We start from the raw sequence: 14068 nt of genomic DNA on the forward strand, positions 1-14068 counted from the left end.
AAGCGCTCTGGCGGACGGAGTCGGCTACCCACCCGCCCCATGCCCGACGAGTCGCCCCCGAGGCCCGCGCACCCCTCGGATTCCCGCCCGGCCTTTGCCGCACCACCCTCAGAGCCCCCCTCTATCCGAACATGCATTCTATTGAGTGGAAGGGGCCAGGTGGGTTTCCGGGCGGCTGTCGTCGACGAGCTGGACCTGGAAGGAGGCGCGTCGGGGAGAGGCCGGCAGTCGCCCCGCCCCCAGGTCCGTGAGCAGGGCCATCGGGTCGGTGCCGAGGGTGACCGTGCAGGGCCGGCCGTCGAGCCGCGCCCGGACGAGCCCGAGGTCCAGTTCGAGTACGTCGCTCAGCCAGCGGACCGAGGGGCGGACGCGCCGCAGGTGGTCCGCGAACGCGCATGCCTCCTGCGAGGCGAAGGGCTGGGGCGGATGCGTGCGCATGAAGCCGCCCAGCAGCTCGCGGGTGCCGGGCTCGCCGAGGGTGAGCAGGAGCAGCCTCAGGGTGTAGCGGAGGGCGCCGGCCAGGGCGCTGCCCCGGAACTCTCCGATCAGTTCACGGAGCAGGGGGAGGGCGGGGTCCGCCGCGAGGTCCCTGGCCAGCGGGGTGTCGAGGTCGCGCCCGATCGCCAGGCTGCCGAGGGTGTGCTCCCACTCCTGTGGGCTGATCGTGTCCCGACCGGGATCTCCCGTGCCGTCGGGGAGCGGCGGCGCGGACGTCGGAGGCGGGAGCGGCGCCGGGCAGCGGCCAGGCCACGTCTCGCGCACCCTGATCAGCAGATCGCGGACGGCCTGGGCGTCGAGCCGCGGCACGGCCGAGGGCGTCACTTCGAACAGGACCGCCCGGAGCGCCGGCAAGCGGGGCAGGACCCTTTCGGCGAGTGCCAGCAGGTCCTCGTCGGGAAGGCCGCTGTGGGCGTCCAGCCAGTACCCCCGGTGTGCGAAACCCCCGGCCAGGTGCACCTCCCACACTCGCTCCAGCGGCAGGGCCGCGAGCAGGTCGTCCACACGGCCGCGGCCGTTGCGTTCGTTGGCGAGGACGTTGTGCAGGTCGAGGAGCAGGCCGCAGCCGCTGCCCTCGACCACACCGGACACGAACTTCCCGTCGGACAGTTCGCCGGGGCGTGGCCGGAGGTAATTGGCGCCGATCTCCACCGCCAGCGGCACCGGGAGCGCGTCCGCCATCGCCCGGACCGACCGGACCGCGTACCGGACGCCGTCGGGCGTCTGGCGGGGCGGAAGCATGAAACCGGTGTGGAAGTCCGATCCCGCGCCGCCGACCCGGTTGAACGCGAGGTGTTCGCTCACCCACGGCGCTCCGAGCCGTTCGGCGAGTTCTCCGAAGAGTGCGGCGTTCCTCCGGTCGGGCAGTCGGCAACCCCCGACGGGGTTGCCGACTCCGTGAAGCAGCCGGCTGCCCGGCAGGTCCGCCAGTCGGCGCAGTACGTCCTCGTCCGTGGAGATCGCGCCGTCCGTGCGGGACCGCCAGAGCGTCTGCGGTTCGATCTCCACGACGTCCAGCACGTCGGCGCAGGCGTCCAGCACCGGGTCGAGGCCGGGGACGTAGGTGAGGCCCACGCCGAGCCGCGTCATGGTCCCGCTAACCGCCGAAGGAGATGGCGACGCCCTGCTGGACCTGGCCGGCCGGGTTCACCACGAAGTCCTTGGCGATGTTGATCCGGAGGTCGAACCCCGAGTGACAGGTGGGGCAGCCGAGTTGGTCCATGACGTTCTTGATGACGTCCTGCATCTGGTCGAGGTCGTTCGCCAAGGACACCGGTACGGTGACGTTGACGGGTCGCCACGGGTCGGGCACGGGCCCCCTGATCGTGCTGTTCGACATGACGGGTCCTCCGTTCTGGCCGCAGCCCACTCCCGTGGAGCCGATGTGCTGCGCCCTCGACGGGTGATCCTGGCGCATCGCCGTCGTGGTCGGTGAGGAGGCGCGCGTGATCGGCACCGGGAGAGCGGTCCCGCTCACCTGGTTGGCGGCGAGCTGTGGTCAACCTCGGGGGACCGGGTGAGGGTGGTCGGGCAGGGGCGGTGCCGTCCGGGACCCGGCCCCGCAGGCGGAGGCCGAAACCGGCGGTACCCACCATCACGGAGTCGATGATGTCGCATGCCTATGAGGTCAGAGTCCCCACCCTCTTCTGCTCGTCGCCTCAGGCGCCCGGGATCCACGGTGTGGACCGGGTCAAGCTCCTCTGGGACGGGGAGGAGGTCTGGCAGGACGACGCGAGCACCGGCGAGACGAGAAGGCCCGAGGTGACCCGCCCCCTGGTGGGATCCGGCGTCCTCGAACTGGCCGTGAGACCGGCGGCGGACGGCAGCGTGTGGGACGTCATCGGCTCGCTGTCGCTGAGCGATGCGGATCTGGGGGGAGGCATCCGGACCACCCGCTTCGTGAAGCGCGGGGCGGACTACGAACTCTCCTACGAGGTGGCGATGGACATGACCGACCACCAGCCCCACGAGTAGGCGCACGCCGACCGGGGACAGGAACGACCGACAGGGATCCATTGACTATCGATCACAATCGATCGATTATCGATGCATGCATCGCTTCTTCATCACCGTGCTTCGCGGTGGCATCGCCATGGCGATCCTCTTCGGCCTCTTCGGCCAGCTCGTCGTCATCCCCACCACGGCGGCCGACGAGGTCGACCGATTCGCTCCGTACGCCCCGTACGCCTTGCCGTACACGGTGGTTGCCATCGCAGGGGTCGCCTGCGTTCAGGTCGTCCTCGCCGCGGCGTGGAGGCTGCTCACCATGGTCGAACGTGATGCGATCTTCTCCTCGGCGGCCTTCCGGTGGGTCGACACCATCATCGGAGCCATCGTCGCGGCGACACTCCTGGCTCTCGCCGTCACCTGCCACCTGACGGTCGCCGACATCCCCTCCCCCGGTGACGGTATGGAGCTCATCAGCGCCCTGGCCGCCGCGACCGCGACCACCGGCGTCGGGGCCTGCCTGGTCATGCTCATCGTCATCATGCGCGGCCTGCTGCGCAACGCGACCTCCATGAAGAGCGAACTCGCCGGGGTCGTTTGATGGCCATCATCGTCGACATCGACGTACTGCTGGCCCAACGCAAGCTCTCGGTCGCGGAGTTCGCCGCCGCCGTCGGGATCAGTCCCGCCAACATCGCGGTGCTGAAGAACGGCCGGGCGAAGGCGGTCCGCTTCACCACGCTCGACGCGATCTGCCGCACGCTCGACTGCCAGCCCGGCGACGTGTTGCGCTGGACGCCCGACGAGGCGGACGAGGGTTAGCAGTTGTGGAACGTCGCCAACCGGTCCTCGCACCACCGGCGCTGCCCGCCGGCCGAGAGTTCGGCGGGCAGCCCGTCGCACCGGCGCGGGGTTCCGGCTGGTATAACAACGTTGGTTGACGAAATTCAGCCATGGTTGCCCGGCTATGGCAGTGACGTTACTGTCTGGCTCAGCAGGACCGTCCGCATCGCCATCCACCAGCCGTCCCGGGAGTTTGCGTGAGTGAAAGAGCTACTCCCGATCCCGTGGAGACCGCGCGGCGCATCGCCTCCCTGGCAGAACGGGTGGGGCTCACCCGTGCCGAAGTGCTGCGGGTGGAAGGTGAGGGCGGTCTGTCCTTCGCCTCGGGGTTGCCTCCGGAGCAGGTGGAATCACTGTTGCGCGGACGGCGGGGCACCACGCCCCCTCAGGGAGTCCGCGGGACGACCGATGCGGAAGAGCGCCACCGCCAGGTGGTCGACCGGATCCTCTTCCTGCGCAGGACCAGACTGAAGGGTTCCTCGGACGGGAGCCTGCGGCCGTACTCACTCGCGGAGATCGCGGCCGGGGCCGGGACGAGCGCCCAGTGGCTCGACAAGATGATCAGGGCCGGCAAAGCGCCGAACCTCGACCACGCCGCAGGCATCGCGGGTTTCTTCGGAGAGAAGATCGAGTTCCTGGTGGATCCGCCTGACGACGCCTTGGACCGGGTCCTCCAGCAAATCCACAAGGATCTCCTGGAGAAGACCGTCGAGCGTCAGAGCCAGGATCTCGAAAGGCTCAAGAGCGCCGGACCCGGTGGCGGCGACTCCGAACTCGGCATCGTCGCCTACGCGGCCCGGGCTCTGGCCGAGGTTCCCGACGACACCGCACAGCCGCTGATCGCCCTGATCGAGTCCGTCGCCAGGCGGGCCCGCGAAGAACGGGCGCGGGAGAAATAGGGGGACCGACGTCCTTGTGACGTGCTGCCCACCACCACCTGGCCGGTCAAGGGGAGACCGGCCCGCGCGGGAGCAGCTCCGGTGGGTTCGGACGCCGGTGCGGTACGACATAGGGGGACGAGGTGGGGTACGTGCTGGGCACCTCCCGCGAGATGAAGCGATACCGGGACGAACTCTTCGCCGGGGTCGGTCGGCCAGTGCCGCAACAGCCGCGCGAACTGATCCAGGCGCTGTGCGCGCACGTCGCGGCCACCGCGGGGCGCGAAGTCCGAGTGATGTTCGAGTCCTTTCCGGCCGACACCGTCAGCGGGCTCTGGATCGACATGGGCGACTTCGACCTGATCGTGGTGGAGGAAAACACCTCACCGCTCCACCAGATCGTGATCGCGGCCCATGAACTGTGGCATCGCAAAGAGGCGCACCACGGCCGGCCCGGCGGACACGGCGGGCACGGCGGGCTCGCCGGAGACGCAGCGGCCCGGTTGCTCGGAGACCGTTGGCAGTTGGCCGACGCTCTGGCCCACGTGGCCGCGCGCGGGGACGTCGACCTCGACGACGAGGAACGGCGCGCGGAGACCTTCGGACGTCTGGTGGGCGCCAAGTTCCGCCCGTACCTGGGGAGGAAGGGCGACCCGGCATCGGGGGAAGGCCTGGTCGGCCGCATCAAGGCGTCACTGGAAGGCTGAGCGTGTACGAAGGCGTCAACTACTACGTGTCGGCGGCCGTGCTGGGGGTGACCTTCCTGGCGAAACTGCCGGCCCTGCTCCGGCGGTGGCGCAGCCCGACGGTCCGCGCGGTGAACGCGCTCCTCGTGCTGCCCTGTGCGGGTCTACTGCTGTCGGCGCCGCCCACGATCAGGTTCGTCAACCGGGTCACCGGCATCGCCAACCTCTCGGCCCTCCTGGTGCACTGCACCATCTGCGGGATCGCGTACGCGTGTGTGGTGCTCATGGAGTACTGGCGTGGCGAGGCACACGAACAGGCGCGCACGCGCCGACGGGTGCGCGCCTGGAGCCGCGGCTACGGTCTGGTGACCGCCTCCATCGTCGTGCTCTTCTTCCTCGGGGACAGGCCTGTCGAGCGGCCCAGGGATTTCGACACGTACTACGCCACCACGCCCTTCATCCGGGAGATGGTCGTCCTCTATCTCCTTGCTTTCGTCGTGGCGGGCGTGGCCACCGTGCGGGCGTGCTGGAGGTGGGCCGTCGAGCTCAGCACCGCCAGGCGGTGTCCCGACGTGTCGCGCGGTTGGGGTGCGCTGCGGACGGGGTTGCTCGTATTCGTCGTCGTTTCGCTGGCCGGCGTCCTGTTCGGCTCGTTCAAGCTGGTCGCGATCCTCGCGCGGTGGGCCGGTCACGACTGGGAAGGCCTCAACCAAGGGGCGACGCTGCTCATGTCGCTCACAGGCGTGATCATCGGGCTGGGCTTCCTGGTGGCGGCCTTCGGTCCCCGGCTCGGCGAGCACGTCTGGCGCCCGCTGCTGACGATCATCGCCTTGCGTCACTTGTGGCGCATCGTGTGTCACCCCGTCACCGGTGCGGGCAACAGCCTGCTCCTGACCACGCCATGGTATTCGAGCCCGGAGCAGCACCTGGTGGCCCGGATCACGAGCATCCACGACTGGATGCTGAAATTGCGTGCCTACTGCAGCGACGAGGTGCGCGCGGCCGCCTACCAAGAGGCCAAGGACCACGGAGAGCGGGAGGACCGGGCGGTCGCCATCGGCCTCGCCACCATGCTTCGGGCCGCCACGGCAGACCGTGCGCGCGAGGCCGGGGTGGACGACCAACAGAGCGCCAGGGCCGCGGCGTCGCTTCGCTCGGCTGAGGCCGTGTACCCGGACATCGTCGTGCGCGTCTCTCGCGTGCTGCCCTTCGTGCCCGAGGGGGAACCCGCCACCGTCACCCGGGCACCCGCCGGATAGAACGCTCCTGCGGCGCGGGCGCCCCCGGTGTGACCGTTCCGGGGACGCCGTCGGGTCGTCCGCCGTCAGCGCAGGGACTGGATCCAGCGCCAGCCGCCCGCGCCGATGGTGACGGACGGGCCGAATCCGGTCCCCGCCGCATCGCCCGGGAGGAACAGCAGGTCACCCGTGGAGGTGCCCTGCGGCGCGGTGGTCAGGAGCAGGTCCGCCCGCCCGTCTCCGTTGGCGTCGCCGGCCGTCCCGGCCAGCGGGTACGAGGTCCTCGGTGCGGAGCCGATGACGGTGGGGGCGGGGAGAGCCTGCGCTCCGGCGGACAGGAACTGGCGCAGCTGGCCGTCGGCGGCGCGGGCCCACAGGTCGGCGCGGCCGTCCTGGTTGAGGTCGCCGGGGGCGAGTATCTCGGGCAGGTCGGCGGGCTTCCACTCCGGGCCGCCCAGAACCACGGCGTTGCGGGGCAGGGTGGGGTTGGTGCCGACGCTGCCGCGGTGCAGGTAGAGGCCGTTGACGCTGCGGCCCACCAGATCGGGCTGCTTGTCCCCGTCGACGTCGCCGACGGCGAGGATGGTGGCGTGTGCCCAGCCGGTGGGGCGTTCGCCCATCGCGATGCGCTCACCGAGGTGGCCGTTGCCGGTGTTGGGGTAGACCCACAGCTCATCGCCGATCCGGGCGATGACGTCCTCGCGGCCGTCGCCGGTCCAGTCTCCGCGGTGGCTGACGTCGGCGCCCGCGAAGCCGCTCGCGCCGATGACCTGGTGCGGGGCGAAACGCCCGTCGCCGAGGCCGGGGTAGAGGCGCAGGGAGCCGTCGTCCTGGACCGCGAGCAGATCGCGTACGCCGTCTCCGGTGAGGTCGCCGGCCACCGGCGTGCGCGTCTGGAACGCCGCCGCCGAGCGGACCATCAGGTGGTCCTTCACCTTGGTGTAGCCGGTCTCCACGGTCTCGCTGCGCAGGTCGCGGAAGTCCTGGCGGGTGAAGAAGGTGAAGTCGAACTTCGAGACGTACTTGGTGCCGGTCTCGCCGTCGACGAGGGTTGGCGCGCCCGAGCGGCACTCCGTGGCACCGGCCGTCTTGCACGCCGTGGAGAAGTACTGCTGATCGGTGCTGTCAGCCTCGGCGAAGGACAGCGTCCCGGGCCGGCCCGCGTAGACGGGGTCCATGTGCGCGTAGTCGGGCCGGGCGTTGAAGTCTCCGGCCAGGATGACCGGCAGGCCGTTCGCCCAGGTCTCGATCCGCTGCAGCAGGGCGGGGGTGTCGTTCTGCGCGGCGTCGTCGCGCCGCAGGTGTGTGCCGCAGGCCAGGACGGCGCGCCCGTCCACGGGTGCCTTGGCGCAGACCACCGAACGCTTTTCCCCGGTGAAGCCGGGCGGCGTGAGTTCCGCGGACATGCCTGCGACCTCGCTCTGCGGTGCCTTGACCAGCAGGGCCTGACCGAAGCTCTTGTCCTCACCCCACTTGGCGCATCCGTCGGCCGTCTGGGTGCTGGTCCACACGCCCGCGTAGTCGGGCAGCACCTCGCGCAGCCGGTCGTATTGGCCCTTGCACATCTCCTGGAGCATCGTCACGTCGGCGTCCCAGTCCGTGACGTGGTCCCGCACCCCGTCGGCCCAGGCAGCCGGCGGCATCTCGCTCTGGCACTTCGCGTACGCGCCGCACACGTTGTACGAGATCGTTCGCACCGGTGGTGTGCCGGCGGGAGCCGTGGCCGATGCGGCGGACGATACCGGCAGGCTGGAGAGCAAGGCGGTCGCCGCGAGGACTCCCGTGGCCGCCCATGCGCCGAGCGTTCTTCTTCTACTCACTATTTCCACTCTCGAACGAACACGGATGGAAGGCCGCCGGTTCACGCGGCCGGAGCGCGACAGTGCGGGGCGCGCACGCCGTGGACCATCCGAGTGGGGGCGCGGCCTGACCTTACGCGGTGCACGCTGATTTGACTAGACGAAAGTTGATGGACAATCAACATCTGTTTATTGCTTTCACTTCGAGCCGCTCAGCTATGATTCCGTAGAAGTCGGGGGGCTTCCATCGAGAGACGTCCTGCACTGGCGCATCTCTCGACTGCTGGACACGAGCCTTCACATCCGCATGGAATCCGGGCACGACCGGAACGCGATAAGGAGAGCTCAGCATGGCGAACCTGCGCAGACGGACCTCCCACATGAGGCACCGCCACTACGGCTACCGCCTGGAGCAGCTCGCCTTCGTCTTGCTGCTCTGCGCCCTCGCCGCCACCTGGAGGACTTCCTGGGCCGGGGTCGCCGCCCTCCCCGGCCAGTTGCTCGTCACCCTCTCCAATGCGATGCAGATCCGGCACAGGTTCGGGCCACCCTGCACGGAATGCGTCAAGGACATGCCGCTCAACCCGGAAGAAGCGGTTCAGGGGCGCCGGTCCCGATGGGCGCTACGAGCGGCACATCGCCCTTCCGCGTTCCTGGGCGTCGCCCTGCTCTCCCTCGGCCTCCAGACAGCGAGCTTCTGGCTGCAGGTCGAGGCACTCGGGACGGGCCGCATGCCAGGGTCGGCGTACGTGTTCCTCAGCGTGGCGATCGGCCTCACCCTGGCAGTCAACTGGGCGGCGTACACGCACAACCGCCTGATGCCGTGGTGCCCGTACTGCCGCGACGAAGGGGACGGCGACGACTCGTCGACGCCCAGCCCCGCCGACGACCGGGACCATCCCGTACCGGCGTGAGCTCAGGGCCGCGCCGAGCCCGGAACACGCGCCACCGCCCAGAACCGACACGGCGACCCGCCCGAAGACACCCTTGCCCCCAGGGGCGCACACCCGAGGAGACGATGCCCATGACCACGGAGCAGAGCGCCCGTGAGGCCGTACGCCGGATTCTCGGCGAGACAGCCCGCGCCGACATCACCGCCTTCCCCGCCGGCAGTGTCTCGATCACGATCCACAGCGGAGACCACTACGCCTCCATCAGCGGGGCCACGGATTCCGGATGGGGCTGGGAGGTGGACCCGGGGTGCGACAACGGTTTCACGGGGTACCCGAACGTCGCGGGCGCCCTGGACGAAGCCCTGCTCGCCGTACGCGAGCAGTTCGCCGCCTGACTGATACGAGGCGCAGGCCGGCCGCTTCCGCCGCCGACGCCAGGGCGACCATCCGTCGGGCAGCCGACCACCCAACGGCACTGCGCCGAGCCGAAGTTGTGAGACCGCCGGCCGGGTAATGGGTCAGGGCTGCGGGGCGTCGGCTCTAGACTTCAGGGTCAACGTTTCGCAAAGCCATGTACGGCGCGGGGAGCCCCGCACACGACGATTGGGTGGCCCATGCTTCTGAAAACGTTCGGCTGGTCGTTCGCGGTCACCGCGCTCGGCCTGATCGCGGCGGTGTTATACGGGGGATGGGCCGGCTTCGGCGTCGTGGCGATCCTGTCCATCCTTGAAATCTCGGTGTCCTTCGACAACGCCGTGGTCAACGCCGGGATCCTGAAGAAGATGAACGCCTTCTGGCAGAAGATCTTCCTCACCATCGGTGTCCTGATCGCGGTCTTCGGCATGCGCCTGGTGTTCCCCGTCGTGATCGTCGCCGTCAGTGCCCAGATCGGGCCGATCGAAGCGGTACAGCTCGCGCTGGACGACAAGGACAAGTACCAGCAGCTGGTGACCGACGCCCACCCCTCGATCGCCGCCTTCGGCGGGACGTTCCTCCTGATGATCTTCCTTGACTTCATCTTCGAGGACCGCGACTTCAAGTGGCTCGCGTGGCTGGAGCGTCCGCTCGCCAAGCTCGGCAAGATCGACATGCTCTCCGTCTGCATCGCGCTCATCGTGCTGCTCGTCTCCGCGATGACCTTCGCCACCAACGCCCACCAGTACGGCGGCGTCCACGCGGACAAGTCGGAGACCGTCCTGATCTCCGGCATCGCGGGCTTGATCACTTACCTGATCGTCGGCGGTCTCTCCGGCTACTTCGAGAACAGGCTCGAGGAAGAGGAGGAGCGCGAGCACGAGGCCGAGGAAGCGGCCAGGGCGAGCGGCTCGAAGGTCCCGGCGGTCGTGATGGCCGGCAAGGCCGCGTTCTTCCTGTTCCTCTACCTGGAAGTACTGGACGCGTCCTTCTCCTTCGACGGTGTCATCGCCGCCTTCGCGATCACCAACGACATCGTGCTGATGTCGCTCGGCCTCGGCATCGGCGCGATGTACGTCCGGTCGCTCACGGTCTACCTGGTCCGCCAGGGCACCCTCGACGACTACGTCTACCTGGAGCACGGCGCCCACTACGCGATCGGCGCCCTCGCCGTGATCCTGCTCGTCACCATCCAGTACGAGATCCCCGAGGTCATCACGGGCCTCGTCGGCGTCCTCCTGATCGCCTGGTCCTTCGTCTCCTCGGTCCGGCGCAACCGCAGGCTAGCCGCGGCCGAGGCGAAGGGCGCGGGCTCCGACGAGATGGCCGAGGTCTCCTCCGGCGTCTGAGCCGGGCCGCCGGCGCCTGCCACTGCCCGCACCTTCGGCGTACTGCGGGTCCGCGATCAGCGTGACCGGCCAGGGGCATGGCTCCTGGCCGGGGATCGCGTCGGTGACGTGGCCGGCCCGCCTCTCGTTTGACGTGGCCGCTTGCTCCGGGTCAGCTGACGGTGACGGTGTAGGTGATGCGCTCGGGTGCCTGGGAGGGGGTGCTCGCCCCGGTGGTCGGGGTGGCGGAGGGGCCGGTCGTCTCGGGGGGCACGGTGGAGGTGTTGCCCTGACAGGTCGTGAAAGTGCAGTGCAGCAGTGTGAACCGGGTGGTCCCCTTGCCCTTGGCCTCGAAGGTGAAGGTGAGCCGGCCGCCGGCACCGGGGACCGCTTCGTCGCCGGAGTCCGACGCGTAGGCCCGGCCGCGGCTGACCAGCACGGAGCTGTCGGGCTCGGGGTCGACCAGGTACCAGTACTCGCGGGTGGAGGCGTTCTGGTCGACGGTGAGCGTGAAGCGCTCGCCCGGCTCGGCAGTGATGCTGGTGTCGTTCACCGGGCGGCTCGCGGTGCTCGTGGAGCCGTCGATCGGTTCGCCGGTGCCGGAGCCGCAGCCCGTGGCGAAAGCGCGGACGCCGCGATCGCCGCACCGCCCCTGCTACCGCGGAAGACGTGCGCTGTACGCGTTGGGGAGATCACTGTTCGAAGCCTTGCCCATGTAGCCGTTGATGACGTCGTCCTCACTGACCCAGGTGGTCGAGCCCCAAGGGTCGTACACCTGAAGCATGTCACCCTCCTGGGCGATGACGGTCACCGCAGCAGGACCGTGACTCCGCGCCGTTCGAGGAGCCGCACGACCCCCTCGAAGTAGGGGAGCCGCTCCCCCGCGTCTTTCGCCCCGTCCTCCAGTGCGCGGCGTGCGACCTCGGAGTCGTGCCAGATCAGGGTGAAGGGCGGGATCACCCCGAATCCACCGGCCAGGCAGTCCGCGAAGGCGTTCCACTCCCGGCCGAAGTAGCGGCCGGGTCCGAGCAGGGCCTCGGCGATCGCGCAGTGCAGCCCGGGCACGTCCGTGACGAACCGGCCGTCGACGTGGTACTCGCCGCCGGACCGGTCCGGCCGGGGCGCGGGCACCCGCCAGGCACGCGTGGAGAGTTCCAACCACTCGGCCCTGCCCTGCGCGTCGTACGCCGCCCACACGTTGGGCTCCGACGGCGGGCCCTGACACCACTTCTCCCAGACCGGGCGGACCGCCGGCGACGGCCGGCCGTCGCCGCCGTCGGTGAGGGTGATGTCCTCCAGCCCGTCGCCGAGCACGGACGGGCGCGCTCCGTCGATGGCCAGGCCCACGACGCGGGAGGCCATCACGCCACCATGCCGATCCAGTACCAGGAGTTCGGCCCAGTCACGTGCCCAGCGGCGCGGTTGCTGCGTCCCTACGAGCAGTGGCTCCACGGCCTCGCAGCCGATCAGCTCCATCGGGACGGGGGCCGGATCGTCTCGCGGCTCGAACAAGCCGTCGACGGCGGAGCACCGGCTCGGACGTGCGGCGGCGGCCGTCGTTCCCCCGGAGAGCTCGAACCGCGTGGGTGCGGACAGTTCGACGAAGCTCTCGTCCTTCCTGACTCCGGCGCCGAGCACGATGTCGTACAGGGCCGGATCGGCGGCGTGAGGCTGATGGGCCACCACGACCGCATCCACGAGGGTCCACCACTGCACGGGCTGCTCGTCGTCCCAGACTTCGACGCAGAGATCGCCCAGACTGCGCAACGAGACGTCGGGCTCGGCCAGGACATCGCCCAGAATGCCCTCGGGACTGCATCCGCGCAGGGTCAGCACCTCCCGTGGCAGCGGGACCGGATCGACGAACAACCCGTCGACGCCCGCACACCTCCCCCAGAGCTGCTCGACACCGTCTTCGTCCTCCCGGACCAGGAGGTACTTCACCGGGAAACCCCGGTCCCACCCGACGTGATCTGCGACGCGCACCCAACCCCCGAACATGCGAACGGCCTTCGCGCCTACGATACGGACCTCCCGGCCCGGGCCGGGAGGGGGGACCGCGGCGGGCCCGGCACGGAGGGGCCGCAGGCCAGACCGGCGCCGAGGCCACCTCCGTCCGCCCGGTGGTGCGACCGGTCGCGGGCAGGTCCGGGTGTCAACCAGCTTTGGAATACGTCACCTTGGCGGAAGCGTGTCGATAGGGTCGGGGGCATGACCACATCCAAATGGGACCTGCTCGACCAGGCGCACGCCGCGCTCCGCTCCGTAGCCGTCGGCATAACGGCCCAGGGGTGGGACCGTCCGACGCCCTGCGACCGGTGGAACGTGACCCAGGTGCTCCAGCACGCGGCCGGCGACCAGCTGGCCTACGCGTCCCGGCTGACGGGCGGCCCCGGGCCGGCGGAGGACCCGTTCCAGCCCAGCGGTGTCCTGTCCGGCACCCCCGCGGACCTTCTGGAGCCGGCACTCGAAGCCGCAGCCCAGGCCTTCGCCGGGGTCGCTCCCGGGACGGCCGAGGTGGCCGTCCCGCTGCCGCCGTTCACCGTCACCGCCGAAGCCGCGGTTGGTGCCGCCGCCCTCGACGCGGCCGTCCACGCCTGGGACATCGCGGTCGCCACCGGCCAGAGCTCCCCCCTCACCCCCGAGCTCGCCTCGGCGCTGCGCCCCACCGCGGACCTCCTCGTCGAGCCCCTGCGCGGCTTCGCCTTCGGCCCCGCCCTCACCCCGGCCCCGGACCCCGCAACGGACCCCGTCGCCTCCCTCCTCGCCCACCTGGGCCGCACCGCCGACTGGGCCCGGCCCGAAGCGTGAGGCCGGTGCCGGGTGCCGGGTAACCGCGTACCCCGGCGGGGCTGGCGGAGCTCGCCGCCGGACGTCGTCACCCGCCCCCTCTCCGGCCCCGGTGCCATGGCGGGGGTCCGTCAGCCAGCCGGTACCTCCGCTCCAGCCCGAAGGCAGACACCCGATGACGCCCGAACCCGAACCTGCCGACAGCGCCCTCGCCCCGGTCCCAACGGGCCGCCCCGCGCCCCTGACGCCGGCGACGCTGGCTGAGCGGGGCTTCGTCGGCTTCGTGCCGTTCGCCGACCTCCCCCACAGCGCCGTCCCCGCCGGGACGGGCATCTACGTGGTGCTGCGTCCCACCACCTCACCCCCGGTCTTCCTCGCCCGGAGCCCCGCCGGCCACCGCAAGGGCCGCGATCCCACTGCGACGACCGCCACCCTGAACGGCGCCTGGGTGCCCGGCGCCCACGTGGTGTACGTGGGCAAGGCCGCCGGCCGCCAGGGGCTGGGCCAACGGCTGAACGCCTACCGTCGCCAGGGCGAGGGCCGCAACGCCGGCCATAGCGGCGGCGACTACATCTGGCAACTCGCCGACTCCGGCACGCTCCTGGTCGCCTGGCGCACCGTGGCCGAGCCGCCTCCCGGCCGCGCCGAGGCGGAGCTGATCGCAGAGTTCACCTCGCTGCACGGGGCGCTCCCCTTCGCCAACCGCAACCGGGGCTCCTCGATGTGAGGGAGCGCATCCGTCCGCCATCCGCCT

At 70.4% G+C, this 14068-nt stretch carries 17 protein-coding genes; 11 read left to right on the forward strand and 6 right to left on the reverse strand.

All coding sequences use genetic code 11. The annotated features are described in order from the left end of the window. Nucleotides 1-138: 138 nt before the first annotated feature. The gene (locus AC07B0_RS11510) at nucleotides 139-1587 is read right to left on the reverse strand and encodes an MbnB/TglH/ChrH family RiPP precursor modification enzyme (RefSeq protein ID WP_478897739.1); all 1449 of its coding nucleotides are present in this window, start codon (nucleotides 1585-1587) and stop codon (nucleotides 139-141) included. Between the two features lie 7 nt (nucleotides 1588-1594). After that, nucleotides 1595-1837: a hypothetical protein gene (locus AC07B0_RS11515; RefSeq protein ID WP_356873771.1), complete on the reverse strand. Its 243-nt coding sequence runs from the start codon at nucleotides 1835-1837 to the stop codon at nucleotides 1595-1597. Between the two features lie 341 nt (nucleotides 1838-2178). On the opposite strand from AC07B0_RS11515, the gene AC07B0_RS11520 reads away from it, so the two are divergent. The 6 genes from AC07B0_RS11520 to AC07B0_RS11545 all read left to right on the forward strand — a co-directional run bounded on the left by AC07B0_RS11520 (nucleotide 2179) and on the right by AC07B0_RS11545 (nucleotide 6111). Further along, nucleotides 2179-2472 (forward strand): hypothetical protein, encoded by a 294-nt coding sequence (locus AC07B0_RS11520; protein ID WP_469378239.1) that lies wholly within the window; start codon nucleotides 2179-2181, stop codon nucleotides 2470-2472. Between the two features lie 76 nt (nucleotides 2473-2548). Continuing rightward, nucleotides 2549-3046: a DUF2975 domain-containing protein gene (locus tag AC07B0_RS11525; protein WP_478897740.1), complete on the forward strand. Its 498-nt coding sequence runs from the start codon at nucleotides 2549-2551 to the stop codon at nucleotides 3044-3046. Continuing rightward, the gene (locus tag AC07B0_RS11530) at nucleotides 3046-3267 is read left to right on the forward strand and encodes a helix-turn-helix domain-containing protein (protein ID WP_469378237.1); all 222 of its coding nucleotides are present in this window, start codon (nucleotides 3046-3048) and stop codon (nucleotides 3265-3267) included. The genes AC07B0_RS11525 and AC07B0_RS11530 overlap by 1 nt, the downstream gene beginning before the upstream one ends. A 218-nt stretch (nucleotides 3268-3485) precedes the next feature. Then, nucleotides 3486-4187, forward strand: coding sequence for a hypothetical protein (locus AC07B0_RS11535; RefSeq protein WP_478897742.1), 702 nt, complete (start codon nucleotides 3486-3488; stop codon nucleotides 4185-4187). Nucleotides 4188-4318: 131 nt separating this feature from the next. After that, nucleotides 4319-4873, forward strand: a complete 555-nt coding sequence (locus tag AC07B0_RS11540; protein ID WP_478897744.1) for a toxin-antitoxin system, toxin component — start codon at nucleotides 4319-4321, stop codon at nucleotides 4871-4873. A gap of 2 nt (nucleotides 4874-4875) precedes the next feature. Then, nucleotides 4876-6111, forward strand: coding sequence for a DUF6545 domain-containing protein (locus AC07B0_RS11545; protein ID WP_478897746.1), 1236 nt, complete (start codon nucleotides 4876-4878; stop codon nucleotides 6109-6111). A gap of 65 nt (nucleotides 6112-6176) precedes the next feature. Here AC07B0_RS11545 and AC07B0_RS11550 read toward each other — a convergent pair whose 3' ends face one another. Next, on the reverse strand, nucleotides 6177-7910 hold the full coding sequence (locus AC07B0_RS11550; RefSeq protein ID WP_478897748.1) for an FG-GAP-like repeat-containing protein: 1734 nt from the start codon (nucleotides 7908-7910) through the stop codon (nucleotides 6177-6179). 329 nt (nucleotides 7911-8239) lie between these two features. Here AC07B0_RS11550 and AC07B0_RS11555 point away from each other — a divergent pair, with 329 nt between their 5' ends. The 3 genes from AC07B0_RS11555 (at nucleotide 8240) to AC07B0_RS11565 (ending at nucleotide 10545) form a co-directional block, all read left to right on the forward strand. Beyond that, nucleotides 8240-8803, forward strand: a complete 564-nt coding sequence (locus AC07B0_RS11555) for a hypothetical protein (protein WP_356873755.1) — start codon at nucleotides 8240-8242, stop codon at nucleotides 8801-8803. A gap of 110 nt (nucleotides 8804-8913) precedes the next feature. Continuing rightward, nucleotides 8914-9177 (forward strand): hypothetical protein, encoded by a 264-nt coding sequence (locus tag AC07B0_RS11560; protein ID WP_469378228.1) that lies wholly within the window; start codon nucleotides 8914-8916, stop codon nucleotides 9175-9177. A gap of 219 nt (nucleotides 9178-9396) precedes the next feature. Beyond that, nucleotides 9397-10545: a DUF475 domain-containing protein gene (locus AC07B0_RS11565; protein WP_478897750.1), complete on the forward strand. Its 1149-nt coding sequence runs from the start codon at nucleotides 9397-9399 to the stop codon at nucleotides 10543-10545. A gap of 151 nt (nucleotides 10546-10696) precedes the next feature. Here AC07B0_RS11565 and AC07B0_RS11570 read toward each other — a convergent pair whose 3' ends face one another. The 3 genes from AC07B0_RS11570 to AC07B0_RS11580 all read right to left on the reverse strand — a co-directional run bounded on the left by AC07B0_RS11570 (nucleotide 10697) and on the right by AC07B0_RS11580 (nucleotide 12468). Continuing rightward, a complete protein-coding gene (locus tag AC07B0_RS11570) occupies nucleotides 10697-11077 on the reverse strand; it encodes a protease inhibitor I42 family protein (protein WP_478897752.1) in 381 nt (126 codons plus the stop codon). Between the two features lie 102 nt (nucleotides 11078-11179). Beyond that, nucleotides 11180-11308, reverse strand: coding sequence for a hypothetical protein (locus tag AC07B0_RS11575; protein ID WP_356873747.1), 129 nt, complete (start codon nucleotides 11306-11308; stop codon nucleotides 11180-11182). A 23-nt stretch (nucleotides 11309-11331) separates the two neighbouring features. Further along, complete coding sequence (locus AC07B0_RS11580; RefSeq protein WP_478897753.1) at nucleotides 11332-12468, reverse strand: barstar family protein; 1137 nt, start codon at nucleotides 12466-12468, stop codon at nucleotides 11332-11334. A 267-nt stretch (nucleotides 12469-12735) separates the two neighbouring features. Here AC07B0_RS11580 and AC07B0_RS11585 point away from each other — a divergent pair, with 267 nt between their 5' ends. Then, nucleotides 12736-13335: a TIGR03086 family metal-binding protein gene (locus AC07B0_RS11585; protein WP_469378220.1), complete on the forward strand. Its 600-nt coding sequence runs from the start codon at nucleotides 12736-12738 to the stop codon at nucleotides 13333-13335. A gap of 154 nt (nucleotides 13336-13489) precedes the next feature. Next, nucleotides 13490-14041 (forward strand): hypothetical protein, encoded by a 552-nt coding sequence (locus tag AC07B0_RS11590; RefSeq protein WP_469378218.1) that lies wholly within the window; start codon nucleotides 13490-13492, stop codon nucleotides 14039-14041. The last annotated feature ends 27 nt before the right edge of the window (nucleotides 14042-14068 follow it).

The sequence above is a fragment of the Streptomyces sp. NPDC044704 genome, assembly GCF_056433525.1.